The organism is Coprococcus intestinalis (assembly GCF_023656595.1).
Taxonomy (GTDB): Bacteria; Bacillota; Clostridia; order Lachnospirales; family Lachnospiraceae; genus Coprococcus_A; species Coprococcus_A intestinihominis.
Genome location: NZ_JAMOKJ010000010.1, coordinates 52,571 through 79,073 on the forward strand (window position 1 = coordinate 52,571; position 26,503 = coordinate 79,073).

The 26,503-nt window shown below is 56.5% G+C and carries 23 protein-coding genes; all 23 read right to left on the reverse strand.

Translation table 11 applies throughout. From position 1 onward, the window contains the following. A partial coding sequence (locus tag NBH03_RS08840) for a VaFE repeat-containing surface-anchored protein (RefSeq protein ID WP_250799273.1) occupies nt 1-3,891 on the reverse strand: 3,891 nt, incomplete at its 3' end. A gap of 87 nt (nt 3,892-3,978) precedes the next feature. Then, complete coding sequence (locus NBH03_RS08845; protein ID WP_118384396.1) at nt 3,979-4,602, reverse strand: hypothetical protein; 624 nt, start codon at nt 4,600-4,602, stop codon at nt 3,979-3,981. A 24-nt stretch (nt 4,603-4,626) separates the two neighbouring features. Further along, nucleotides 4,627-5,157 carry a hypothetical protein gene (locus NBH03_RS08850; protein WP_250799278.1) on the reverse strand — a complete coding sequence of 177 codons (531 nt, stop codon included), beginning with the start codon at nt 5,155-5,157 and terminating at the stop codon, nt 4,627-4,629. 149 nt (nt 5,158-5,306) lie between these two features. Beyond that, the gene (locus tag NBH03_RS08855; protein ID WP_250799282.1) at nt 5,307-6,065 is read right to left on the reverse strand and encodes a DUF4313 domain-containing protein; all 759 of its coding nucleotides are present in this window, start codon (nt 6,063-6,065) and stop codon (nt 5,307-5,309) included. Between the two features lie 21 nt (nt 6,066-6,086). Continuing rightward, entirely contained in the window at nt 6,087-8,273 is a 2,187-nt protein-coding gene (locus NBH03_RS08860; protein ID WP_250799285.1) for a type IA DNA topoisomerase, read from the reverse strand. Nucleotides 8,274-8,355: 82 nt separating this feature from the next. Then, nucleotides 8,356-9,105, reverse strand: coding sequence for a MuF-C-terminal domain-containing protein (locus tag NBH03_RS08865; protein WP_250799291.1), 750 nt, complete (start codon nt 9,103-9,105; stop codon nt 8,356-8,358). A 91-nt stretch (nt 9,106-9,196) separates the two neighbouring features. Beyond that, on the reverse strand, nt 9,197-10,201 hold the full coding sequence (locus tag NBH03_RS08870; protein ID WP_250799294.1) for a DUF3846 domain-containing protein: 1,005 nt from the start codon (nt 10,199-10,201) through the stop codon (nt 9,197-9,199). Continuing rightward, complete coding sequence (locus NBH03_RS08875) at nt 10,202-10,816, reverse strand: hypothetical protein (RefSeq protein ID WP_250799296.1); 615 nt, start codon at nt 10,814-10,816, stop codon at nt 10,202-10,204. Further along, a complete protein-coding gene (locus NBH03_RS08880) occupies nt 10,817-11,923 on the reverse strand; it encodes a hypothetical protein (RefSeq protein WP_250799298.1) in 1,107 nt (368 codons plus the stop codon). Nucleotides 11,924-11,957: 34 nt separating this feature from the next. Next, nucleotides 11,958-12,920 carry a hypothetical protein gene (locus tag NBH03_RS08885; RefSeq protein ID WP_250799300.1) on the reverse strand — a complete coding sequence of 321 codons (963 nt, stop codon included), beginning with the start codon at nt 12,918-12,920 and terminating at the stop codon, nt 11,958-11,960. A gap of 58 nt (nt 12,921-12,978) precedes the next feature. Beyond that, on the reverse strand, nt 12,979-13,218 hold the full coding sequence (locus tag NBH03_RS08890) for a hypothetical protein (RefSeq protein ID WP_117527892.1): 240 nt from the start codon (nt 13,216-13,218) through the stop codon (nt 12,979-12,981). A 29-nt stretch (nt 13,219-13,247) separates the two neighbouring features. Next, nucleotides 13,248-13,775 (reverse strand): hypothetical protein, encoded by a 528-nt coding sequence (locus NBH03_RS08895; protein WP_250799302.1) that lies wholly within the window; start codon nt 13,773-13,775, stop codon nt 13,248-13,250. Nucleotides 13,776-13,789: 14 nt separating this feature from the next. Then, nucleotides 13,790-15,040: a hypothetical protein gene (locus tag NBH03_RS08900; RefSeq protein ID WP_250799308.1), complete on the reverse strand. Its 1,251-nt coding sequence runs from the start codon at nt 15,038-15,040 to the stop codon at nt 13,790-13,792. A gap of 61 nt (nt 15,041-15,101) precedes the next feature. Continuing rightward, nucleotides 15,102-16,370: a hypothetical protein gene (locus tag NBH03_RS08905; protein WP_250799309.1), complete on the reverse strand. Its 1,269-nt coding sequence runs from the start codon at nt 16,368-16,370 to the stop codon at nt 15,102-15,104. 120 nt (nt 16,371-16,490) lie between these two features. Continuing rightward, entirely contained in the window at nt 16,491-17,555 is a 1,065-nt protein-coding gene (locus tag NBH03_RS08910) for a VirB6/TrbL-like conjugal transfer protein, CD1112 family (protein WP_055261501.1), read from the reverse strand. A 34-nt stretch (nt 17,556-17,589) separates the two neighbouring features. Then, the gene (locus NBH03_RS08915; protein WP_250799310.1) at nt 17,590-18,453 is read right to left on the reverse strand and encodes a hypothetical protein; all 864 of its coding nucleotides are present in this window, start codon (nt 18,451-18,453) and stop codon (nt 17,590-17,592) included. Nucleotides 18,454-18,475: 22 nt separating this feature from the next. Next, nucleotides 18,476-20,248: a glucosaminidase domain-containing protein gene (locus tag NBH03_RS08920; RefSeq protein WP_250799312.1), complete on the reverse strand. Its 1,773-nt coding sequence runs from the start codon at nt 20,246-20,248 to the stop codon at nt 18,476-18,478. Between the two features lie 41 nt (nt 20,249-20,289). Continuing rightward, on the reverse strand, nt 20,290-23,046 hold the full coding sequence (locus tag NBH03_RS08925) for a VirB4-like conjugal transfer ATPase, CD1110 family (protein WP_250799317.1): 2,757 nt from the start codon (nt 23,044-23,046) through the stop codon (nt 20,290-20,292). After that, complete coding sequence (locus NBH03_RS08930; protein ID WP_082430262.1) at nt 22,967-23,404, reverse strand: PrgI family protein; 438 nt, start codon at nt 23,402-23,404, stop codon at nt 22,967-22,969. The genes NBH03_RS08925 and NBH03_RS08930 overlap by 80 nt, the downstream gene beginning before the upstream one ends. Nucleotides 23,405-23,422: 18 nt before the next feature. Beyond that, nucleotides 23,423-23,647 carry a hypothetical protein gene (locus NBH03_RS08935; RefSeq protein WP_082421059.1) on the reverse strand — a complete coding sequence of 75 codons (225 nt, stop codon included), beginning with the start codon at nt 23,645-23,647 and terminating at the stop codon, nt 23,423-23,425. A 29-nt stretch (nt 23,648-23,676) separates the two neighbouring features. Next, a complete protein-coding gene (locus tag NBH03_RS08940) occupies nt 23,677-23,871 on the reverse strand; it encodes a hypothetical protein (protein WP_250799320.1) in 195 nt (64 codons plus the stop codon). A gap of 64 nt (nt 23,872-23,935) precedes the next feature. Then, complete coding sequence (locus tag NBH03_RS08945) at nt 23,936-25,969, reverse strand: VirD4-like conjugal transfer protein, CD1115 family (RefSeq protein WP_250799322.1); 2,034 nt, start codon at nt 25,967-25,969, stop codon at nt 23,936-23,938. Further along, entirely contained in the window at nt 25,959-26,495 is a 537-nt protein-coding gene (locus NBH03_RS08950; protein ID WP_250799324.1) for a hypothetical protein, read from the reverse strand. Before NBH03_RS08950 ends, NBH03_RS08945 begins: the two co-directional genes overlap by 11 nt. Nucleotides 26,496-26,503: the final 8 nt, after the last annotated feature.

A 26,503-nucleotide genomic window follows, 5' to 3' on the forward strand; every position in this document is an offset into this window, starting at 1 on the left:
AAGCGTGGGCTTCGTGATGGTGACGGTCTGGGACTTGTCCTCGATATCGGCATGGCTCGCGAGTTCCTTGCCGTTCAGGGACAGGGACTCGAAAGCGACCACCTTGTCCTTGGCCTTGAGGTCGGACGCGTCGAAGGCGAAAGTTACATCGACGGTGCCGTAGGTATCATCGGGAACGAACTCGGTCTCGGCGGTGACGGGGTTGCCGTCGGCATCGAGGAGCTGCTTCTTCGTGACCTTGCCGTCCTTGTCGGTGACCTTCTCGTAGAGGGTGCCGGAAACCTTGTAGGTCTTGCCGGGAGTGACGTTCTTGTACTTCACGGTATCGACGATAGTAACATCGCCCTCACCGATAAGGTTCTTGTCCGCATCCAAGCCGTCCACGGCAGTGGTGGAAAGCGTGGGCTTCGTGATGGTGACGGTCTGGGACTTGTCCTCGATATCGGCATGGCTCGCGAGTTCCTTGCCGTTCAGGGACAGGGACTCGAAAGCGACCACCTTGTCCTTGGCCTTGAGGTCAGACGCGTCGAAGGTGAAGGTAACGTCCACATCACCGAAAGCGGTTTCGGGAATGAACTCGGTCTCGGCTGTGACAGGGTTGCCGTCGGCATCGAGGAGCTGCTTCTTGGAGACCTTGCCGTCCTTGTCGGTGACCTTCTCGTAGAGGGTGCCGGAAACCTTGTAGGTCTTGCCGGGAGTCACGTTCATGTAATGGACGGTATCGACGATGGTGGCATTATCCTCGCCGATGAGGTTCTTATCACCATCAAGGGCATCCGTTGCGGTAGTGGAGAGCTTGGGCTTCGTGATGATGACAGTCTGGCCGGAATCATTCACGTCGGCATGGGAAGCAATCTCCTTGTCGTTGTGGGACAGGGACTCGAAGGCAACGAGAGAGGTACCTTCCTTGAGCGAACTGCCATCGAAGTAGAAGGTCACATCGACGTTTCCGTAGGAGTCCTCTGCGGTGAAGTTTGCTTCCGCAGTGACGGGGGTACCGTTCTTGTCTTTGAATACCTTCTTCGTGACCTTTCCGTTCTTGTTAAGAACCTTCTCATAGAGGGTACCGGTGACCTTGTAGGTCTTACCGGGGGTCACGTTGTTGTAGTGGACAGTATCGCGGACAGCGACATTTTCCTCACCCGTGACCGTCTTGTCACCGTCGGCAGCATCGACGGCGGTGGTGCCGATAACGGGAGCCTTCACGGTAACGGTCTGGTCAATGTCGTTGATATCCTTGTGGTCGGCAATCTCGATACCGTTCGTGGCAACAGTCTCGAAGGCGACGAGCTTGGTGCCGGTCTTGATGCCGTTGGCATCGAAGGTGAAGGTCACGGTCGCGGTACCGCTTTCGGCTTCCGCCGTGAACTCCGCAGTCGCGGTGACGGGGGTGCCGTCGGCATCCATGAAAGCCTTCTTGGTGGACTTGTCCATAAGGGTTCCCGTGAGCGTGTAGGTCTGCCCGGCGGTAAGCCCGGTGTAACGGACATAATCGGTAACGGTAACATCATCCTCAGCGGTGACGGACTTGCTATTGTCCGCATCGCCCACGGCGCTTGTCGAGAGCTTCGGCGTGAGCACGGTCACCTGCTGGGAAACGTCGGATTTATCCCTATGCTCGGCGAGCTTCGCACCCTTTGCATCGGTAAGCGTCTCATAGACCACGAGGGTCTTCCCCTTGAGGTCGTAGGAATCGAAAGCGTAGTCAAGCGTGACGGAACCTGCGGAGTCATCAGCCGTGAAGGTCTTCTCGGCAGTGATAGCCTGACCGTTAACCGTGACGGCATCGCCGGTAGCGGCATCATGCAGCTCACCGATGACGGTGTAGGTCTTACCCGCGACGAGATGGCTGTACTCTACCTTGTCGGAAATCTTGACGGTGCCGATTCCGACGTAATGGTCGCTATCAGAAGCGTCGTAGGCGGTGGTGTGGATTTCCGGCTCCGGGTCATCGAAGGTGCCGAGGTCGATGGTCTTGGCATCACGGGTCACAGTAACAGTCGTGTTGATGAGCGCATAGCCCTCATTAGCGGAGCAGCGAAGCTCTTCGACGGAATAGGTGTCAAAGGGCAGGGCACCGAGCTTGTTGTCCGCCTTGACGGCATCGGAGGTGGAAGTGGTGCCGTTCTCATCGAGCACGCTGTTGTTGCCGAACCAGAAACCGGCGTTAGCATCGAGCTTCGTGCTGTCGATGGTGTCGCTTGCGGTCAGCGCCCAATCGTTCGCGTTGGTGTTCGAGTCATGCGCGTTCCAAGAGGACGCGGAGCTGAAATAGCCGTTCTCGTCGGTCACGGCGATGTGGGACTCGCCGGTAGTGAGGGAGGTCACCTTGAAGGGCACGCCTGCAAGGCGGTCGGAACCGTTGTCGGCTTTCTTAGTGAACTCGATATCGGAACGGTAGACCTGCTCGGTAACCTCCGGGGCATTGTAGGTGATAACACCTTCAACGGAATTGTTTTCCTGAATCTTCTGGAAAGACACTTCATCAGACTTTACGTAGCCCATTGGGGCTTTAGTCTCACGTATGACAACGGTGCCACGTGGAAGTGCAGGAGTCCCATCAAGTCGATACCAGAAGGCATCGCCAGAGACAAAATGAGCAATGTCAAAGCTACAGAAACCGTTGGAGTCTGTACTAAACGTCCAAGAACGCATCGGCTTCACGTCGGCGTTCTTAAGGTCATCGTAGCTCTTGTAGTCAAGGGTGGCGTAGTAATCGACGGTGAACTCGGCACCTGCAAGGGTGGCGGAACCCTGCGGGAGGTTACCGGCACCGTTATAGGTCTTCTGGCCGTCGAATTTACCGAGAAGCATACTCATAGGGTCATTTGCGGGATTGTCGCTGACCGAGAGCTTCACAGGCGAGGATTCGCGATTCGCGCCGGAAACATCTGCGGTGTAAACCTGCGAATCGGAGAAATATCCCTTGGGAGCCTTGGTCTCCTTCACATAGTAGCGTCCGGGATTGAGCGAGACGGTGTTTGCGTTCCCGCTTGCGTCCGTCGTGAGGGTTGCTACCTTGTTCGAGCAGTTGGAGTCAGTGTAGACCCCATATTCGGCACCTGCGAGGGAATAGCAGTCATTGGCATCGGTAAGGGTCTTATTTGAGGAGTCCTTATGCAGTGTCAGATATCCCTTGTGCAACGTCTTGATGACACGGTAGTAGCGAACGGGATACTTGGGCGTGATTTTGGAAATCACGTTGCCGCCTGCGGAGTTCGGGAAATAGCCCTTTACAATTCCGTCCGCGTGGCTGGAAGAGTGCCAGAAAAGGTCTTCCGAGCTGCTGTTGCCCCAGAAGAAGCCGATATGGCAGTCTGAATTGCTATGATTCCAGTCCGCCGGCTCCATGTAGATGATATCGCCCTTCTCAAGGATACCGGACGCGAGCATCTGCTCTTTGGAGCCGAACGTGTAGCTGACGGCATTGTTGTCGCGACAATACTCTTCCCATTTGGAGGCGTTCGCTTCGTTGCCCCTGTTGTAGCCGTCCTTGGCGGTATAGTTTCCAATGATGGATGTGTTCGCTCCGCAGGCACGGAGGACGGCAACCACAAAACCGGCGCAGTTCATATAGGCACCGCTACCGTACTCACCCTTCGGTTTCCAGCAGTCCCAAGTGTTGATTGCACCGCCCTCGCCATGAGGTCCTTTGTTGCCGTAAGGTGTGGTGAGGTAATACTCGTCGTTCTCGTGCTGGGAGAGCACGGACTCGACCGTCTTGGTGGCACCGAGTGCTTGGTCGATGGTCTGACCGGCAGCATAGGTGCTAACACCCGATTTCTGCGCGGCGTAGGCAAGCCCGGTGGGGCAAGCCGACTGGAAGATGAGCACTGCGGTCATGACCGCAGTGAGCACCTTGGATTTCTTGATTCGTCCGAGAATCTTCATGTGTTCTTTTCTCCTTCCTTGTTTGCGTGGTTTTCTGTGGCTTCGTTGGTGGTTCGTTTGAACTGCGTTTCTCGTTGCGTTCTATCTCTAACCGAAGTCATATCTGCCGATAGCCCCGGTGTTGTTTTCCTCGTTTTGCCCTTCCCCGTCATCGTCTGCGAAGCCCTCGTCCTGAGAGATTTCTGCATCGCGGATGCGCTCGATGGCGGATTCGGTGTAGCCCATGATGCGGGCAATCTCATCATCCGAGTACGTCGGGTGCGCATGTTTCAAGTAGTCGAACACGGCGATGGCGCGGCGGTTGATGGATTGCACCGTGGCATCGGAGTAACACAGCTGCTCCATGGCGAAGAACCGCTCGCCGTTTATCAGCTCATCGCCCTCCCGCCACAGGAGCTTTTCGCCGTCCTTCTTGAGCCAGACCACATCGTCCAGCTCATCTGGCGAGACGAGGAGCATGGCGCTCCCGACCTGACGGGTGGCGGCGGGAACCTTGGTGCCCTCAAGGGTCACCTGTCCGCCTGCGTGCTGCGGATTTCCGTCATACCAGTGCTCTGCGAGAATGATGCCGTTTTCCTCAAGGGCACCGAGGTAGAGGTTCCAGTCGGTAAGGATGTTCGTTCCCTTCGCGCGGAACGGCTCGGAGTTCGTCTGGGCGGATGAGTCGAACTTCTCGTAGCGGAAGGACTTGTATAGCACCTCGATTACCATGAACTGTCACCTCTTTCCTCTGTACTACTGGGCGATATCCTGCCCGGTTCGCGACTTGGTGGACTTGGCGGGGTCATCGCCTGCGAGCGCGTCCTTCCCGGTCTCCATGTCGCGTGCTTCCCCCGCAAGGCTCACGCCGTCCTTGGCGGCGGCACGCTCTGCGGCTTTTCCGGCCTTATAGGAGTCCTGCGCCACCTTGAGTGCGTGGGTGAGGTCGGTGGCCTTCACCTCGTAGCGCTGATACGGGTGCTCGGCATCGTCCTTCTTCCCCGTCCAGATGGGCACCGGCTCGTCCTTCTTGAACGAGACCGTGGCGCGTCCCTTCTCAAGCATGTCCTTCTTCATGTAGTCGGAGAGGAACACATCGGTTGAGAAGCCGCTCACGTCGATGCCGTTCACCTTCGTCCCCTTGGGGAAGGAAACGAAGCACTTCTCGAAGGTGCGCCCGTCACTTGTCTGAATGTCGTGGGGCGTGAGGAAGGCGGCGGGCATGTTGATTTTGGCGTAGTTGTCTGCCTTGGGAGCCTGCTCTGGCTCCGGTGTCTTCTTGGGCATGTTTTTTCATCCTTTCTGTCTGTGCGGAACGGGTAGTCCCGCGCGGTCTATATACGGTACCCGATTTTAGCACAATGGTGTGTTTTAGCTGCTTGGGATAGCTGTCGGCGAACGGATGCAAGTCCGGTTCGAGTGAAAGCGGCTCATGCCTATCGCACCCCCTTCGCATGGTTCGTGGGTTGTTCCGCGCGGGTCGTATCGCAGGTTTCGAGCACTGCGCTTCCGGAAGCGCAGTCATGGGATTCGGCGTTCAGGTCGTAACCGCTTTCCAAGGCATCCGTGAACTCGCTACCGTATACGTTTTCGAGTGCCGCGTGGCACGCGCCCCGCATCTCGGCAAGGCTGCTGTGGTCTGCCGATGCGAACTCGTTTAAGTCACGCATATTGCCCATGACTTCGGTATCGAAGGTGAAGGCCGGGTAGGAGCAGAACCCCGAACGCATGAACTGGCCGGTGAAGGCTCCGAGCTGGGAGATTTTCGAGAGCATCGCTTCTCCCATGTTATTGGTGTCGAGGAAAACGGTCGCGTCCTGTTGCAGTGGGGAACCGAAGTTCACGGTGACGCTGCTCCAAGGCTGTCCGAACGATTCGTCGGTTGGGTCGGAGAGATAGGCGGTCACTGCAAGGTTCCCGTCCGCATAGGACTCCCTGACGAGTTCGACCTGCTGGGTGTATCCGAAAGCATCGAAGGAGAACTCGATGCCCGATTTCTCACTGTCGTTTCCTCGCAGGTTCCCGGAAAGCATGTCCGGGGAGAGTGGTATGGCAGGGCGGTCTGGTGCGGATGCGGTCGTATCGTAGGGCGCTTCTGAGGTCTGGGCTTCGGGCGCGTGGGGCATGGAAGCCTGCCCGAAATCCATGTTCCGAATATCCTCGGGAAGCATATCCGGTGATAGGAGTGTTGCCATGTCATTCCTTCCTTTCTGCCGCTACCTGCGGCCTTTCTTTGTGGGTTTTCTCGGTGTGAAAATGGGTTCTACCGACCCGTCCTTTTGAAGAACGACTTTGCAGTCAAAGGTCTTCCCGGCCTTGGACTTGCAGCCCCTTAGCGGAACCGCCTTCCCATCAAGAAGAGATGTGGCCTGCCCCTCGGTGAACTTCTTGGTGCAGAAGCCGAACAACTTGAACCCGCAGCCCGCGACCTCCTTCCAAGTGCCGTCTTCCTGCTTCTCGTTCTTGATGGAGGAGCAGGCGTAGATGGAGCCGGTCTTTATAACGTCCTTGCCGCACCTCGGGCACTTGCCCACTACGGTCTTTCCGGTACCTGCGATGGATGCGCCCACGTAGGCGGTCTCGCGGTGGTGATTGAAGACCTCGATGACGGAATCTTGCAGGGCGTTCACGTCCGCCTTACCGTCTGCGATATCTTGTTGGATGAGCCACCATCTTGCGGTCACGTCTGCACCGCGAATCTCCGGCGGGAGGAGTGCGTAGAACGCCTTGGCCTTATCGGTCGCTCGAACCTTTCCCTTTCGTTCCTCAAGGTAGCCACGGGTTTTCAGACCCTCGATGATGGAGGAGCGGGTGGCCGTCGTTCCGATACCGCCGTGTTCGCCCTTCTTGCCGTCATCCTTACGCTTAAGGATTTCCCGGATTTCCGGGTCTTTGACGTACTTCGCGATGGATGCCATGTCTGTGATGAGGGTGCCCTCCGTATAGGGTGCGGGCGGGGTGGTCTCCCCTTCCGTGATTGAACAGGAGATACCGGCAAGGGTGTGGCTTCCTGCGGGAACCCATGGGTTCCCCGTATCGGAATCCTCTCTGACACGGCTGTTCGAGACGTTCGGGAAGACAGCCGTGAACCCCGCGTCCGAAAGGCGCTTCGCTGTGAGCTTAAGCGTTCCGCCGTCCACGCTTACCGTGCTCTCGCTCACGTCGTACACGGCGGGAGGAAGAAATTGCATCGCATAGCGCTCGCAGATGGCGGTGTAGACCTTGGCTTCGTCCGGTTCCATCGCGGACACGGGCGCATCCGCTTCCTGCGGGATGATGCCGTGGTGGGCGGTCACGTTCCCATCGTTGAACGCCTTGGAGTGGAGCCGGTAATCCAAAGGCCAGCGCACGCCGAGGTTCTTCATCGCCTGCGCAAGGACTGCCGGTGCCTGCTCTCGGTGCTCTTCCTTGAGGTATTGGGAATCGGAGCGGTTGTAGGTGATGGCTTTGTACTTATCACGCAAATCCTGCGTGATTTGCTGAGTCTCGGCGGCAGTGAAGCCGAAGCGCTCGCTCATGTCGGAAAGCAGCACGGTCAAGTTGTAGGGAAGCGGCGGGTTCTCCTGCTTTTTCGATACGGTCGTTTCAAAGTGCAGGTCGCGTCCGTCGAGCTTTTCCTTAAGGGCTTCCAGCGTATGCCGCTCGAACAGATGCTTCTCACCAGCAAGCAGCCCCTTTCCCGGCAGATACTTGAAGGTGAGTTCTCCGGCATCCGAATCACCGCTTGCAAACAGCTCGTAGAACTTTCGGGTGACGTGGTGGGCGATGGCTTCGTCGCGTTTCACCACAAGCCCCAGCGTCGGGGTCTGCACGCGTCCGACGGTGAACAGGCCGTCAAGACGCTTGGTGGCGAGTCTCGTCTCGTTCACGCCGAAGCACATATCCGCCATCTGTCGGGCATAGGCGGCGTTGCCAGCGCCCCGGCAGGAGTCGTTGGGCACGAGCTTGTCGAATGCCTTCACGATGTTCTTCTCGATGTTGTCGTTCACGTAGACGCGCTCGACTTTACCGGCGTAGCCGAGGTAGTCCAAAAGCTCGTCCACGATAAGCTGCCCCTCATCGTCCGGGTCACCGGCGGCGATGACGGAATCGCAAGTTTCGAGGAGTCCCGCAATCTGGTCTATGAGGGGCTTCTTACTCTCTCCGGTCTTCTTATCGACCGCCGGTTCCTTCGGCCAGTCGTGAACCTCGATAGGGAGTACATCAAGGCTCCAAGGCATTCCCCATTTTGGGTCGATGGCATCCGGTTTCACCAGTTCCAAAAGGTGGCCGGCGCAGGCACAGACCGTGTAGCCGTTTCCCGAGATGGGAAGGCGGGCGCTTTCGGACACCTCTTTTCCCGTGATGGCGCGGGCGATATCGCGGGCGAGCATCGGCTTCTCCGCGATGACTAATTTGCTCATATGGCTTTCTCCTTTCTGCTTCATTCAAGGGGCGAAGGTTAATATCCCCTATCCAGCCGGTAATCGTTAGCGGTCTGCGTATCTATCCAAGGCACTTCGGGCGTTGCAGAATCCTGTCAATATCGAGACCGGAACAATTTTCCGCAAGCGGAAGACCGGATAGGTCTTCGAGCGCTTCGATTTTCCTGCCGCTTACGAACACGAAGGCATCCATATCCCGTAACAAAGCGAAGTAACGGATGAAGTTCTGCCTGCTGTAGACGCTCAAAACCATATTCGTCTCAACTTCGCGCTCCCCGTAGTTTCCCGTGCCGTCCGGTTTGATGCCCGCGATGAGCGGGGTATCGTAGGCATCGGTCGCGAGAAGGATGGCAAGCAAAACATCGTCCCTGGTCGGGCTGTTGGCGAGAACCACCGGGGAAGCAAGAAGCTCGGGGAAGCGCTTTACCTGTTCGACGGAGAAGCCGTGCCGGTGGGGGTTGTAATCGGATTTCGGTGTGAGAGCCTGAAAGAGATGCTTCTGCGTGTAGAGCATGGGGCGCTGCTCGAACCCGGTCTTCAAGAATATCTCCGGCGTGTCGCAGACTTTCAGGGCATCGTGGGGACTGTATGCGCCGCAGGCGGCAAGGTCAACTTCGTGTCCGAATCGCAGGTACTCGCTGCATCTGCTCGCATAGGCTTCTTGTGCTTTTACATTTCCGTTCCCATCCTTAAGGCGGGCGATGCCGCACGTGTCGAGATAGGTCAGGCGCTCATTATCCGGCATTGCCACGGAGTTCTCGTACTTGCAGATGGTCGTGATAATCTCGGAGCCTTTTTCAGCTTTCGTCATTCGCACCTCCCGTTTTTTTTTCGCATTTGTGGAGATGCCGCCCCCATACGGGATGCGGCATCCTGTCTTTCTGTTTTTGTCACTTTGGGTTCTATCCGATGTTCTGGTCATCCTTTCCGGGCGCATCCCTTGCAGGTGCATCCGCCGCGAGCGCGTTCCTGCCGGATGTGCAGTCGTGGCTCTCCACGGAAATGTCGTAGCTGCCCGGAGTGATACCGTGTCGGATATCATCGACAGCCTTCGCCCCGCTTCCGGGTCTACTGATGACGGTGAAGTACCCTTCCACGCGGGCAGTCTCCCCATCCGTGAGCGACCGACTCTCCCCAGTCTCTGGGTCGAAGCCCACGGCTACGATATCGCCGTTTAGAACGGTATAGAAATCCCCCATCTCCACGACCTTCGAGTAATCGAGCTGGGAGAGATACCCGGCCTTTGCCATCTCCTCGGTGGCGAAGATGGCACGGTTTGGCGGGCAGGTGAACAGACCCTCCCCGTTCACGTAAAGGGAAACCTTCTCGCCGAAAGCGATATCGAAAGTCTCGATATCTCCACCCACCAGCGCTTGCAGCGGTTTTAAGGTGCAGCCGTTTTTATCCGGCAGAAGGGTCACCTCGCGCGGAAGTTCGCCGGTGGCGATGAGCATGGCACGGATACCCTGCTCTTCGGGAGTACCCAGTGCATCTTCGGGTAGCGGTGCGCCGCCCTCGTTCTGGATGAAGGCGGAAAGCTCCACGCGGGCGCGGTTCATCGTCGGAAAATGGTTTGCGACCTCGTAGCGGCTTTCCAGCTGCTCCCGGAGCAGGACTTTCAGGAGAGGAATCCGGTATTCGTCACCGGCTGTCTCCTTGAAATCACCGATGGGGTCGTAATCCGGGTTGCCCCAATCGGAGCGGAATCCGCCGTCTTGCAACACGCGGCGCACGTACTCCTCCGGCTGCTCATCGAGATTCAGATATCCGGTGAGGGTTGCCCAAGTATCCCCCTCCGGCCAAGCGAAAGCATAGGTGAAGGACTCCTTATCCGTCTGTTTGGCGAAGCCTGCGCCTGCGCCTTCCCTGCCGAACAGGGAACCTATCTCCTTGAAATTATCGGTCATCTATTTCACCTCCTTGTCCGGGTCAACTTCCGGCGCATCCTTGGTTTCCGTTTGGGTGTCGATTTCCTTCCGTCCAGAAGCCATTTCGTGCGCTTCCTCGTTGAAACCATATTCCTCATCGCCGCAGACAAAACCATCGAAGAAGTCCTTCGGCAGGTTCGCACCCATGACCATGTTCATCATGTTCAAGGCGGAGTCGGAGTTGGGACACTGTATCCATGGGTAATCGTCCTTCTCGACGCGCAGGCGCAGTAAAAGCTCGCCGAGGACTTGCTGCCATGGGGTGATATCGACACCCCTGTTATACAGCCGGAAATCGGTTATGGTCTCGCAGTCAAAGCAGGAAATCATGTCCGCGATATCGGAAAGCGGTACCTTGTCGAGGTCGATGGACTCGCAGGCCACCTTCCAAGCGCCGGTGGCATGTCCGGTCTCCGGGTCGCGGGCGGGACAAGCGGTAGCCAGACTGACGATGGAACCGAAAAATCCGTTGGTTCTTTCCCTCTTCGAGAAAGTGAAGTTGTCGGTAATATCCGTAAAGTTGTTGTCGAGATATTCATCTTCCAAACGGCTCCAATCGCCGAACCATTTGGGATTCGATATGTTGTTAAACATCTATTCCATCTCCTTGTTCTGATTGATTTTCGGGATGCCATCGAGTCCCGTCTGCTCCGCAAGCGCTTCCTTGCCGGATGCCATGTCACGGGATTCGGACTTGACACCGGTTTCGCTAACTTGTGCCTTCTCGGGTTCCGCCTGTGCCAGCAGATGCTCCTTCATGGATTCCAGAGCCGGAAACGGGGTGCCGTCCCTAGCTTCCGCGAGCAGATAGCGCATCTGCTGGGAGGTAAGGGCTGGGGTGTGCATAAGGATTGTGGAGACCTTTGCCATAGTGGCATCGGAAAACTCTGCCGCCGTTGCATCGAAGACGGCCATGAGCTGTTGCGCGTTCATGTCCGCGCACGCCTGCATGGTCATCATGAGAAGTGGCGCGTTATACCCGCACCGGTTCACGGCATAGGCACAGGCGCTCATCTGCTCTACGGAAAGGGAAGCCGGGAACAGCCCTGCAAAGTCCGCATCGCTCAGGTCTGCAACCGGGGTCTGCCCGCGCATGGCGGTAAGAAGCGCGATTTGCTGCTCCGGTCTGTAGTCCGGGTTCATAATACGCGCCACCTGCGCTTCGGTCAGCGAGTGCTCACCGGTATAGGGGTCATGACGTGCGTTTTCCATGGCGGCGGCGATGACCTCCATGCTCTCAGGGGTAAACGCGGGCTTTGCGATGGCGCGGACGGTCTCATAGGGGATATGGCCGCGCAGGAGGATGTTGTTGATGGTGAGCAGCTGGGAGCGGGAGAGACGTTCCACAGGTAAGTCGCTCCCACCGTGCGCCACGACCAGATAGGCGGCTTCCATGCGCCGTGCGTCCATCTGCGGGTCTAGGAAGCGTGCGAAGTCTCCGCCCCTGATGGCGATTTTCGCGATGGCTGTCATCTGCGCTGCGGTGTACTTGGGGGTCGCGAGAGCATCCAGCACGTTTTCTCCCACCGCCGGATTCAGCGCGGCGGCGATGATGGCATTGGCCTGAAAGCCGTTGTACTCGTGTTCGGTCAGGCGCATCGCGTCGGCTTCGGTTAGGCCACGGTCGATGGCCTGTTCGTACTGAACGAGCTGTTTGTCGGTAACGGTTTCCGGGTCGAATGTTTTTCCGTCAGGTGTCATAGGTGTCCTCCTTTCTGCCTATGAAACGGCTTTGTCACAGGGAGCCATCTGCCTTTTCCGCGCGTGTCGGGACATCCTTTATCTCCGACTGGCTATCGAGTTCGGTGCGAGCAGCCTTCGCGTCGCGGGCTTCGGATGCGAGAGATGCGGCAGTCGCTTCCGGCTCGACGGATGTAGACTTCTCGGCTGCACGCATGGCTTCGGCGGGGGAAGCCCCGTCCATCAGCGCGAGGTCTACCGAACGCAGCTGCGCAAGGTCAAGCTCCGTCACAGGGAGGTCTTTGCCGCCGTGGAACAGCACGGAAACAGCCGCCTTAAGTGTCTGCTCGTCCATATTGCGAAAATCGAGGGGGTTCTTGCCGACAGAAGCGATATCCAGAAGACCGCGCATCTTACCGGACGAAAGGGTCTTGTCGGCTATCGTCTCAAGCGTCTCGGACGAGACGTGCGGGTTACGGGCGGCTTCCATGAGGATATCCGCCTGCCTGTGAGAGAAATCATGCGTAGCAATCTGCGTAGCGATGGGAAGCGGCACATGGCTCTCCATCGCTTCCGCGTAATGCGGGTAGTCTATGTTTTCAGGCACCGTCGCAACGCTCTCCGGCACCGCTTCATAGGAGACGATATTTCCGTCGATGCAATAGCCGAGGTCGATGGGAAGATAGCTGTCAGCTTCCTTGGTCTCGGGGGAAAGCTCGCTCTCCTTAACGAGTCCCATGATGCGGTACACGTCCTCGGGGGTCGCACCGGAATCGAGAAGTTCGTGGAGGGTGTTCTCGATAGCACCGGAAACATCCTCCATCTCCGGGTCGAACTTGCGCTCACCGAGCGCGAAGCAGGGACGGGCGAAGTTGGTGTTCAGGGTATCGACGGTATAGACCCTGAGCGCATACTCCCCCGGAGCGTACCAGTAATCCTCATCGTTGTGGTAGGTGAGCAGGAGGGAGAGGTCAACGGGAATCTGCTTCTGCCCAATCCAGAAGTCGTTATCTGGCATGGCAATCATCCTTTCTGTGTTTCTGGTTGTGCGGTTTGCTGGCTTTCTGGTGTTCTATCTAACGGGAGAGGTCGGGCTTTGCGACCAGATGCTCGCGGGAAGGTGCGGCAGATGCGCCTGCAAGCTGTTTGGAAGCTGCCATCATGTCCTTGGCTTCCCCGGAGAGGGAGATACCGCCGCCGCCCTTTCCTCCGATGCCCGCACCCTTTGTCACGACGGCCTGAACGACCTCTTTTGCGGCCTGCTTGGCGGTATTCACAAGGCCGCTTCCCGTGCTGTCACCGAAATCTTCTGCCATGTTCATTTCTCCTTTCTTGCCAAAAACGCCTAAAGGGCGTTGTCGTTACCGTCTCTCGACTCATTCAGTTTCCGAATCACATTGAGGGCGGCTTTCCTGTTCTCCGGGAGAGCGAAGCGCGATAGGGCGGCTTCTCTCGCTTCCCTCGAAAGGGAATAGCCGCCATCGTCCGCACCGGGCAGGATGCCGAAGACCTCCTTGCAGGTCTCCTTGAGGAAAGCATTCACCTTCGCAAGGTCATCGCCCTCAAGCCAGTCGGTCGCGGCTTGTGTGTTGAGTGGATAAGCGAATCCATACGCTTCAAGGCCGTCGAGGTCGGCACCGACCATTCCGTTCCAAGGGTAGCCGAGCAGGGTGTTCATGTGGAAACTGGCTACGAACTGCCCGTTATCCTCGGTATCGTAGAACTCGACCATCGTGTCGGCGCAGGGGGGATTTCCCTTCTTGCTTCCGCGAGGGAAGCCGTCCGCACGGGGTTCACCGGGATAGACGAGATGCACGCGCCATTTTCCGGTGGTGAACTCGCGCGGAAAGGTGCTATCAGGATTCTTTTTCATAGATTCCATCCTTTTTAAAGGGCGTTCCCGTTAGCGAGGACGGTCGCGGCTTCTTTGCACTCGGCAGCTTTTTCTTCAATCCCCATCTGGTTTCTGCTCAGCCCATTACGTGATGCAGTGGCATCCTTCGCTTCCCCCGTGAGGGAGTAGCCATCCTCGTCCTTTTCGTCACTGGGAAGGGAGCCGCAGAACTCCATGCAGCTTTTCTTGAGAAAGTCGTTCACCTTCGCAAGGTCATCGCCTTCAACCGTCCAAGCGGGGATGCCGCCATCAAGGGAGAACTGGTTCCCGTTCTTGAGCATCGTGTCGATGGAGACGGCAATAGAATCGTCCTCAAGCAGGTCGGTCATGTAGTAACGAGAGACGAACTGCCCGCCCGGGAAGCGTGCGGCATCCTGCGAGGTATCGTAGAACTCCACAAGGGGGTAGGACGCGCGATGGGCGGCGGCAGGTACGCCAGAGTAAGCATTTAACTCATAGGTCAGGCAACCATCGAGACCGTAACGCTCTCCGGGGTAGATAAGATGCACACGCCATTTGCCGGTGGTGAAGTCGTGAGGGAGCGTCCCTTCCTCTTTCTCGTATTCCTCAGAAGGGCATCCGAAGGACTGCTCCGCGTAACGGGGGGTGGCGCAGAGTTCCGGGCTGTTATAGAGGTCGTGGATGAACTGGTTCTCGTCGCCAAGCTCATAGTGCTTTCCCATGGCGGTAAGCCCTTCGAGGGGCAGAGAATCCTCGTAATCGAGCTGTCCCCAAAGGCGCTCGCCCTCATCGGTGAGCTGACGCATCTCGACGGATACGCGTCCGTCATGGTGGGCACCGGCAAGGTAAAGCGTGCCGTTTTCGTCCCAGACCTTCTGAATCTCGCAGTCGGCGAAAACGTTGCCCTGACCGAAACGGGATGGAGAGCAATCGGTGGCGGCATCGAAGTCCTTGTAGACGGCAATGCCGGTGGACGTGCCGTTCCAGCGCCCAACACTTCCCGACACGAGGATGTGGTTGCCGCCGTAAGGGTTGACGAAATCCGACATGTCGGACTTCTCTCCGTTAAAGAAGGCGGCAAGTGCCCGCATCTCCTCCTCGTAATCGAAATCTTTCATCTCCATCTGATGATTGAAAATCTCATCGTCGGTGAAGTCCTCGCGCACCTCATCCTCGGTCAGACCGTCACGTTCCATGAGGTCGTTTATCGCCATCTCTTCGCCTTCGTCTCCGTAGTAGGAGTCTTCGTCGAAGACGATACGCTCTTTCGGTTTCGGTTCCATAGAGTCTCCTTTCAGCAGAAAACGGGTGGAGCCTTGCCCTCACCCGTTTTCAGGCACATTTCTAACGGTTGTCGGTGTCTACAGGCGGCTGCGCATCTCTATCGTCCTTTTCCGGGGCATCCTTTTCCGGGGCGTTACCATCAAGCCCATCCCTGCCGTTTTCCATATCGTGCGCTTCGCTGTCAACGGAAACCGCTTCCGGGTCGATATCGCACTCAGAAAGCTCGGCCTTCCACTGCTCGGCGAACACCGCGTCGTATCCCTTTTCGTTCACGGCGCGAACCGTTTCCACGCTCATCGCGCAGGGGTTCACGCGCCCCGCGATATCATCGTTGTCCTGTATGAAGTTGTCGGCACAGTCGGCGAAGTCTTCGCCATATTTCTCCTCGAACGTGGCATAGATAGCCGAGATGATGGTGTCCTTCGCGTCATCGGTCGGCGCATAATCCTCATCATAGGAGAGGTCGTTTAAGATTTCGTCTGCAAGGCTTTCCCGGATGGCATAGACCCCCATATCCCTTAGCTGGTCGAGGGTGCCGTAACGGCAGATATCCTCGCAATGGTCGTAGAGGTCGGACTTGAAGCACACGTACTGCGCCATCTGAACCATCTTGTAGATATCGCCCTTGCAGCCTTCGAGAAGGCCGTCGAACTCGGCTTCTTCCAGCCACTCCGTGTGGTCGGGAAGCCACGTGAGAAGGGCATGGTAGTTGTCATCGACCTTATACTCGGCAGTTTCGCCGAACGCTTCGGTGATGTCACCGTCGAAATCAAAATCCTCCACCTCGTCGCGCAAGTCCCCGAGGTCAAGGTCTCCTTGCAGCTGCTCGATAGTAACGAAACCCTTCGGCAGCTTCGGATGGTCATAGGCGTACCGCGCGGCACGCTCGGATGCGGCCTTCTCGACCAGAGTGTTTACCTCGTCCTCATGCTTTGTCAGGGTTTTCGATATCTCTTCGATTTCCCAGCCGGAGAGGTACAGCTCGTCTTGCATCCACAAATTCGTCTCTTTGCAGGAGTCGTAAGCACGGAGGGCAGCAGATGGCTTTACCCCCTGTGCGTAGAGCTTGTCCACAAACTCGTCAGTGGAGTATTTTCGCAAGGTGAGGGCATCGTCTGCGAGGGCGGAGAAGACCTGTGTGACAGTTGGCTCCCCAAAAGCCCTCGGGTCAGATACGAAGGTGGTGGAGAAGTCCTTTCCGCCTTTGGAGAGGGTGAGCAAGTATTTCACGTAGTAGTCTGGGGCAACGGTGTCCCTTTCCCGGTTCGTAATCTTCATCTGGAAGCCGGACAGAAACTTAGCCACTGCTTCCGTAGTGTCGTATGCCATAGCGCGTTCCTTTCCATCGGAAGCCGATGCTTGGCTTCCAATAATAACTTATTAAGGGGAAGGGGCGCACCGGTTTCGGCACGCCCCTTCGGTGAGCGGTAGCAGGTTTTCGGTAAGCGTCTACGCGCCGAGGATTTCCTTCGCCCAAGAGCCGGACTTTACAAGCCCCATCATGGTCGTGATGAGAACGGCGATAGTCTTGATGATGACACCGAACGAGTCGAATGTTTCTACGCCCTGTGCGAGACCAAGCATCTCAGCCTTTCCAAGTCCGCCGGAAACCGCGAGGGCGGTCACAAGATGCGGGTAGAGGTAGAGGATAAGAACCATGACCACGCCTGCGAGGGCTGCTGCCGCAAAGTTCTTGAGGTAACCGATTCCGATTTGCTTCGTCTCCTCGAAGCCGAGAAGGGAAATGGGAATCGGAGAGAAGGCGGCATAGACATAGAGCTGAACGGAACGCCCGAGGGCAACGACCATTGAGACCGCATAAAAAACGAGTCCGACCGCCCATGAAATGAGTCCGAAAATCAAAAGGAGGAAGCATCCGCCGAACGTGGCATCGGCCGCATCGTCCTTGGTCATCTCGATTCCGGGTTCATACCAGTTTTTCGATTGCAGTTTGTCCGACACGTTACCAACGAGGTCGTTGAAGATGCTGTAGATGGCAGAAACGAGGTCGAGGGCGTTGTCGATGAAGTAGCTGAGGATGCAGTAGGTCACCACGAGGAATACGATATCCTTCACGGCGGGAAGGGTGCTCGTCGCGTCGATGCGCTGGCTAATCTTGATGAGTTGCATCAGCATGAAGAGACCTAGGATGGCATGGGCAACGGGGATGACCCCGGCCTGATAGAAGTCTTTTACCACGCCATACGGCTCGGTTGTTCCGAAAAGCTCGTTGAACGGCCCGGAAATGAACTTCGCATCAAGCGTCTGGTTGATGACACCGAAATAGGTATTGAAGAGCGTGGCAGCGATTTGCAGAAGCCACGTTTTAATCATGTTGGGGATATCAAGGAAGTCCCCGATGATACCCGCATAGGCCGGATGGGGAATGAGGAGCACGAGTGCGCAGGCAGCGAAGAGCGCGAATGTGCCCGCGAGACAAGCCTTTCTCCTGCGCAGGGGAACCGTCTTCGTCTCCTCATGCTGTGTGGATTGTAAAGTCAGTTGTTCATTCATAGAGATTCCTTTCTGCCTGCATGGCGATGCTGCCCTAGCCCTCGAAGGAGAACTCGCCCGTGGACTGCTCGTAAACGCAGGTGACGGAAACAGAGTTTGTGTCGTTGAGCTTGAAGTCCGTGGTGATGACCCCGTTCTCATAGTCGAGGTTCACGACTTTCTGCCATGTAGCTTCGGTGACAGAAGGGTAATGGACGGCGCACCACTTGGAGAGGGCGGTGGTGACGGCCTTCTCATCCCCGCCGAAGAGTTTCGTGACCTCGCTGTTCATGCCCTTCACGGTAATGTTTTCCACCGCTTCGGCACGCTCGTATGCGGTGTTTTTCTGAGCGAACATCGTAGAGCTTGTAAGGGTGGAGATGGTGTTCTCACCGGGGGTCTTAGAATCGGAGTTCACCGCAGCGCCACTGCCGTCCGTGTAGGTCACGATATGGGTGCCGGTATCGGTCTCGAAGACGATGGTATAGAGATAACCGCCGTACCCATCGGAGGTCTTTTCCACGCGGGAGATGGCGTAACTATGGACGGTCGGAGTTCCGTTCACCGTTTCCACGTAGGAGTCATCGGCAAACTTGAGAGTGTAGCGCCCCTCGCTTACCGACCAGACGGAAGAGGAGAGGGTGTCGATGAGTTCCTTGGCATCGGTATCGTATCCCTTGATGATTTCCTTCTGGGCATCGGTAAGCTCCACTTTCCCGGTTTCCTCCTTCGTCTTCTTCTCAGCGGCTGTGGTAGTGTCCGTGTTATTTCCTGCGTGCTGCTCCTTTGCGGTTTCCGCGCGGTGATGCGACACGTTGATGGCGCTCATGGCAGAGCCGCAGGTGAACATCAGGAGCAGGCACAGGGCGATGACGGAAAACTTCTTGTGTTCCGCCATCCATGCTTTCAGTTTCTTCATAGCAGGTATCCTTTCTGGTTTCCTAGCGCCAGTCCCATGGATAGCCGCAGACAACCCATCCTCTTCCGTTTTGGGAAACCCAATCGGACAGGGAGATGGTGCGCAGACCGGAGTAAATGCTATCCATGACCTTGCCGTCACCGATATAGATGCCGACGTGCCCGTAAGCGTTACCGGCGGCGGTATTGGAGCCGTATTGGGCGGAGATGAGCATTCCTACCTTTATCTGGGAGAGGTCGGTGGTGGCGCGTTTCTGGCTGTAATTGGCACCGTATCCCTGATTGCCGAGCTGCGTATTGCCGTTGCCGCCGACGGGATGACCGGCTCTTGCATAGACCCTTGTTGTCCATGTGGCGCAAAGGTTGGCTCCCGGCCACGGAGTCTGCGAGCAGGCATTCACGATATCCTTCTGCCACTGGTCGGCGCTCTGGTAGTCCTGCCCGCCACCGGGAATGAGGGTGGTGCCGGAGTATTGGTTCTTGAACTCCTCTGCGGTCATGGAATCGAGCTGCGCAACGAGCGGATAGGCTTGGCAGATGGAACGGTACTGGGCGATATAGCTGTCCTGCGACGCGGTGTAGTACCCACCCTCGCCGAGGGCGCGCAGGAAGAGTTCGGAGTTGTTGGTGTCGATGGCCTTCTGGTAGTTAGGTACACGGGTGTAGTTGGATTGTTTATACAGATGCTCGCACCGGTATTTCATGTACGAATCATCGTCTTTGAAGACGGCGAAATCCGCGTAGGTCTTGTAGGCAGAGCCGGAAGCACTGTATTCGGTGGTGAGCATTTTAACGGAACCCGTGATGAGTCCGCCGTAGTCATAACCGGCATATTTCACGCCGCCGTAGTTGTGGTACAGCCGCCCGAGGTCGGAACCGGAGTCTGAGGTGCCGTTCTCAATCATCATCTGGCCGAGGAGTGCCGAAGCGGGATATCCGTACTGCTCGTGGGCGTTCAGACACGCGAGCACGAGGTCGTAGGTAACCCATGCAGGCATCCCGTCAAGCGATGCGCTCTTTTGCTCCTCATCGGCGGCACCTCCACCGACAACGGAAATCAGGCCGAAGGCCAAGATGAAGGCAATGATGAGTGGAAAGAATTGGGAGACGGCACCGGCAAGTGATGAAAGCATTCCCTTGATGCCACCGGAAAGAATCGCGAGCGCCTTTTTCTTTCCAGCTTGCGTCGCAGCATTCTCGTAGACGTTCCTATGGAAGTATTTGGAGAACTGCATCCGCTTCTGGGCAGCTTTCTTATCCAGTTTCTCGGTGCGGTATTTCTTTTCCGAGAGGGCACCGAGAGAGTCTTTCTTTTCAAGTGCATCCTTACCGGAACGAAGGTGCTTTCTCGCCTTTCCGGCAAGTTTCGCGCCGGTGTGCGTGGTTGCGACCAAATCGTCCGTGCCTTCCAGCTCGGAGTCTTTGAGAGCGTTGTGGGCAGCTTTTGCGGCTACACCCTTTGCACCGAGTTTCAGGCTCTTATTCAGATTGTAGCGAGACTGCACCTTTTTCGTGAGGGCATTTTTTCCGGTTAGCTGGCTACGGGATTTTCCGTCAAGGGCATCGGCGGCGGAAGTCTTCTTACGTTTCCTTGCGATGGCATCGAGGGCGGTACTTCCCGCGCCGTGCGTGCCCTTCTTGCCGACGGAATAGAGGTCACCCTTTAAGGCTTTGGCGCTCTTATCTGCCTTTTCCACCAGACCGGTATTGACGGCATCCGTCTTTTCGGTCTTGAGGAGATTACTCATGGCTTTCTCACGGTCGTTTCCGCCGGTCGTGAAATCCGAAGCCTTCATCTGACGTTCACCGTCCTTTCCGGGGTCTTCTTACTGGGTTGCTAGATAACGGGTTTTGCATCTTTCTTGTCCCCAAGCCCCGTCTTCTTCGTCTCATTGGGGTTCGTGGAGAACAGGTCATAGAGAACGTTGCCGGACGGGAACTTGCCGCGAATCGGCACGCGGGCGTTTCCTGCGATGAGCAGGCCGTCACCCGGCTCTGCGGACTCGTCGATGCATTCCTCCTCCTGCTCGGACAGGTTCAGAAGTTCCGCCCACTTCATACGGTCAAGCGGGGACTGCTTGAGAAGCATGAGGAAGTCCGCGTTAAGGACGATATTTCGCGCCGCTTCGTTGGCGAGCATCGCCGTGGCGTTCTGACTGATACCTGTCAGCAAAAGTCCGAACTTACGACCCTCGTTGGAGAAGCGGGAGAAGTAGTTAAGTACCGTCGGGTACGCGAACATACTCTGCATCTCCTCGACGTAGAGCCATGTGCGGACGTTTCGCTTTGCATTGAAGTACATGCGGTTGCGGACGGCTTCGCAGACATTGATGAGGGCGAAGACCAGCATGGAATCCGGCAGGTCTTTCAGGTTGAAGTCCACGATGCGGGTGTTGAAATCGACGTTGCTCTGATGGTTGAAGAAGTTCATGGAACCCTTCACGAATCGCTCGTAACGGAGTGCGATGACCTGTGCCTGCTCCTCCGGCTGCTCGTTCGCGGCATCGTAGAAGTCCTGTAAGGTCGGCGGAAGATTGTCTCCGCGCTCTGCGGCCTTCTGGAAGGCAAGCTCGGTGCAGCGCTGTACGAGTGACTGGTCAACCTCAGAGAAGTTCGACCCGGCTTCGGCAGCGGAAGCGCCCGCCTGAGCTAACATCGCGTCCACCTTGAACGCAATCTGCTCGTTTCGCGTCATGTGTTCCACGGATACCGTATCGAAGGGGTTCAGATGGGTTCCGGTACCCACGCCGAAGTGGTAGGTGCTGCCGCCGTAGCGTTCGGCGATAGCGGTGTACTCGCCTGCGCGGTCGATGACGTAAATCTCGTCCGTCGGATTGGAGAAGATGGTGCCCGTCATCTCGGTCTTGGTGAACATACCCTTACCGGAGCCGGTCTTGCCGCAGACGAAGCCCATCGGCGAGGTGAGCTTCTTGCGGTTGCAGACCACGAGGTTGCGGCTGTGCTTGTTCTGGCCGTAGAAGTTGCCGCCCGCATCGTCAAGCTCCTGCGTGGCAAACGGTACGAGGATGGAAACCTGCGCCGTGGTGAACATGCGGGAGATTTCCACGTGGTTATGGCCGAGCGGGAGGATGGAATTAAGTCCCTGACGCTGGCGATAGTCATAGGTATCAAGCTCGATGGAGTTCTGACGTGCCGTGGAGATGATGCGAAGTACCTGCGTATCCAGCGCTTCCTTGCTCTCCGCGTAAGTGTAGACAAGCCCCGTGAAGACATAGAGACGCTGGTTCTTGTTCTGCAAGTGGTCGAGCACGTCCTCCGTCTCCTCCTTGGAGTATTTCAGCTCCTGCGGGAGGATGGAGAAGTCATAGCCTTTGTTCACTGCCGAGCGCTGTTCCTCGATGATTTCCTTGTCAATCCATGCGGAACGGGTGCGCACGTAATTGATAGCCTTGGATTTATCCATGGGCTGCACGTACCACGTGATAGCCATGGGGATAGGAAGGTCTGCCATGTCGGCAAGTGCGCGGTCGGAAAGTTCCGAGCCGAACTTCTTCATCACGAGTACCTGTGCGTAGACCCCGTTATCGAGTTTTACGCAGTCGTTATAGTGGCCGTCCGGGCGGAAATCAATCTGCGTCGGTGCGATGCAGTCCTTTGTAGTCTGTAAGCGCTTGGCGGAAATATCGCGCTGGTAATCGAACAGGAACGGCTTATAGGGGTTCAGGAGTGAATGGATGACAGAAAGGCGCTGGGTGCCGTTCATAAGGTGTGCCTTGCTGCCGATGGAGTTTAGGATGCGGGAGGACTCGACCTCGATACGGGAGAGCTGACGCGCTGCATCTTCTGCGGTGTCTGCCGTCACGGAATAGGTGAGGTAGCGGTTCCTGCGGATGTTGCTGACCCCCTCCTTCACCTTATCGTTCAGGATGTTGTTGAACACCTGCGCGTCGTTCCTTGCAGCATCGTTTGCCTGACGCTCCGGGTCGAAGAACTTGCGGTGACCGACCTCTTCCTTGAGGAGCGGCGTGTTGATGACGCTCATCTGCACGAGCGTATCCGCACCGAACTGGTCGTAAATGCGGGTGATGGCGGAGAACATGGCTTTCTGCTGCTCATCGCGCACCGAGTGGTAACTGGTGTCATCGAAGGCGATGGAAGAGGAAAACATTCCCTCCTCCACCTCACAGATGCCGTCCTGATACATCTTGTTGTAGCCGATGTAGTTCACCACGTCTTTCGCGGAGTCGCGCTTCTTTCTGGCATCGGCCATCTTATCGGACAGCTCCTTGTCCCTGTCCTTTAACTGGGACTTGATGGAGCTGTAGGTCTTTTTCGCTTCCTTCTCGGCCTTCTTGGCTTCCTTTTTCCTGCGCTTCATCTCGCGCTTGGCGTGCTTCTTCTCCTTTCGGGTCAGCTTTCCGGCACCCTGCGTGACGCGTGCGACCTGAGAGATGGCATCCATGTCGATAGCGCCGGTATCGGAGCGCAGGGGCGCGGTGTTCCCGAACCCGTCACCGGATGCGTGGACGAACGCGTCCACGTCAAATGCGGCGTTAAGAGATGACCCGTCCTGCCCTTGGGGAGTAGGATTCGATGCCGCGAAGGTTTCCCTGCTTTCGGTAGTGTTTTCCATAGATAGTTCCTTTCTGCTTGCTGTTTTCCGACTCAGAGAGAAGTCCCGCAAGACGCATGGACGGCTTGTAGAAGATGCGGTCGTTCGTGAAGTTTGCCTTAAGCCAAAGCGGCGCAAACTGCTCGAAGGGCATCCCGCAGGGCTTCACGAAGCCCACGCACCAAAACGGCAACGAGACGGCGTAGATAAAATAGGTGCAATCGCTGACGTTCAGCCCCAAAACGAAGTAGATGTAAAGCCCGGCAAGTACCGAGACAGAAAGCGCACCCGTGATGGATACCAGGGTGCGCATGGTCATCTTGCCTACGATTTTGGGCTGATACTCGGCGATATCCTTGTGTACTGCTACAGAGAGCATGTTAGATATCGCTCCTTTCTAGCCCGCGAGGGAACCCCAGTTGATACCGGTCTTGAAGTACACGGCAGCACCCACGACGATGGCACCGCCGATAATCATGGCGAGGGCACCGGAGAGCTGACCGCCGCCGCCCTGCATACCGTCCTTGATGGTAAGGCCAAGGTTCACAAGGCCGAAGACGATGAGGATGCCGCCGAGGGCGGTCACACCATCAGAGAGAAGGTTTTTCACGTTTTCCAGCATGTCTGATTCCTTTCTTGTTTACTTGTTTTCTAGTAACCGTACAGATGGGCAAAGGCGATACAGGTAAGCCCCGCGACGATGATTGCAATGGCTTTGCGTATCTCCCCGCCCCCGCCGCGAAGAAGTCCCGCGAGGGTCATCCCAAGATAGATGATTCCCACGACGGTGAATGCGCCCGCAGCGGTTCCTATCGCCGGGGCGGCGAGTTTGACGAGTGTTTCCAAGTTCCTTCCTCCATTCGTCCCCTTTCTGCCTTTTTCGCGTGGCATTTCTCTTAATTATAAGTGACTACCGGTTTAGCAATTTGCCCAGAAGCCCTTTCCTTGATTTTTTCCATGCCGCCCATTTCCATGCCGTGAACTCTGCACCCGTATCCTCATCGGGGGTGTACGGCTCGCAGCCGTTTTTCAGATACCGCTCGAAATCGAAGGAGTTCTTATGCAAACGCTTCCAGTTGCGCTTATCCACGATATAGCGGTATCGCTTATGGGCGTGGGGGTCGTACTTATCATCCATGAGCGGGTTGGTACCGGCGATGAGCAGGATTGCCTTTAAGCGGCTCATCTTTCCGATTTCTGCTGCGTCGATAAGGTCACGACCCTGAATCTGCAAGTTCTTACTGGCGCTTGAGGACTGCCCCGTGGACTCGTTGTAAGTCATCTGATGGATGGTCTGCTTGCCAATCATCTCCGCAATCTCCTTGTTGGTGGAGTTGGACTTGCCACCGAGGAAGAGCGTCGAGTCGCAGCAGTCGATGATGGTCTGCGCCTTCTTATCGTATTTGCTTTCCAGCTGGCTCATGGATTGTAGGATGATGGTGATGCCGATGTTACGGGAACGGGTGACCGCGATGGTCTCCTCAATCTGCGGGATAGTGCCGATGTTGGCGAACTCATCGAAGATGAAATGCACCGGGGTCGGGAGTTTCCCGCCATAATCCGAAAGGGCTTTTCGGCACAGTTGGTCGATGGTCTGCCACATGAGGATGGCGAACAGGAAGCTGAGGGTCTTGTCGGTATCGGAGAGGATGCCGAAAATCGCCACCTTCGCATCCGGGTCACCAAGGGTGTCAATCTCCATCTCGTCGTAGGTCAAAAGCTCGCGCACGCCGTCCGTCGCGATGGGCGCAAGGCGCACGTTGCAGGAAATGAGGATGGATTTCAAGGTCTTGCCTGCGGCCACCTTGAAGTTCTTGTAGTTCATCAGGGCGAAGTCCTCGTCGGCGGAAAGTCCCCCGCAGTCGGCGGGCTTCACGCCGTCGGAGTTGCGCTTGAACTTACTGGGCACCCAAGACCAGCCGTTATCTGCCTGTTTGGTGCCAAAGCTCCTTGAAAGACCGGCATTTCCCGCAGCGTCAGGAGAAGAGCCGTCGTTCTGCTTGTACTTCTTGCCCTCCTCGATTTGGAGGAACATGAGGTCAAGAGCAGACTTGAAGTTCTCATCGTTCTCTCGTGCTTCCGCAAGGGAGAGGAGCGTGAGAAGCGAGGACATGTTGTAGTCTTTTGCCGGGAACCAGTCACGTAACAAGGCGATGAGCGCCGTGTAGAGCATCTTTTCCGCGTTCTCCCAGAACGGGTCACCGCTCGATTTTCCCTCGGGGTTCGTGTTCATAATGAAGCAGTTCACAAAGGAGAGGATATCGGTATCCGTCTTCACGTACTTTAACGGGTTGTAGTGCATGGACTCATCAAGGTTGATGGTATTGAAGCTCTTGAGCTTATAGCCGTTGTCCGTGAACAGGTATCCGGCATCCTTAAGAAGGGTACCTTTTGGGTCGGTGACAAAGTAGCTGGTGTTGAGCTGGCAGATGTTCGGGGTCACGTAGTTAAAGGTCTTACCGGAACCAGAGCCACCGACCACGAGGACGTTTAGGTTGCGGTCATATTCCGGGTCGAACTTGGGACGGTGCAGGGCAAGGCCGAAGTTCTTGGTGAAGAGAAGATTGTTATCTTCGGTCTGCAAGTCCTTAAACTTCTTTCCTTCCTTCATAGTGCCCCAGCGGGCGGAACCGGATTCTTCGCCGGAACGATAGTTTCCGATGAACGCCACGTAGCGAAGCCAAATCATCCAGATAATGAGAAAGCAAGCCCCGCCAAACAGCAGGGAGTTACTGGTCATATCGAGGGTGAAGGGCGAGACCCTTATGGTCTCCCACATGGTGAGCATGGCATCGCCCAGATGGTCGAAAATCTGCCCCGGATAGGTGACGAGGGTTTCGGCATAGCGGTCACCAAGATAGAAGAAGACCGTGGCGATGACGAGGGTGCCAAGCGCCGAGGTGGCAATCTTCTTATTGATTTCCGGGTTCGCGCTATTTGCCATATGCATCCTCCTTTTCCACTTCTTCCAGCACAAGCAGGAGCGTGGTCACAATACTCGTGCGCGTCTCCCGCGTAGCTGCGTGGCGGAATCCTTCATAGCAGGTGAGCGAAAAGTCCTCGGACACATCGATACCATTGGAATCGCGCGGAGTGAGACCGTCGCACCGGGAAAGGGCGGAAGGCTCCCAGAGGGTCGTGATGCCATCTTCCGATTTCACGCGCTTGCACCCGGACTTCATTTCATAGAAAAGGTTGTCGAGGGTGGTATGGGTTTCGTTGTCCTTTGGCAGGGCGGCATCAAGAAGGGAGATGAAGTTCCCGATGGTACGCTGGGAAGGCTCGCACCAGTCCCTTAAATATCCAAGACAGGCCATCAGAAGAAGTTTTTCCGTCTTCTTAAAGAAGTCCCCATCTGAATCGGAGAGGTTCACGATGGATTCCGCGATGGTCTCGATATCGCTGTCCGATTCCATGGTAAGAAGCGGGGAGCATTTCAGCCTGTCCGGCAATTTGTCTTTGAGTGTCATGGTCTATC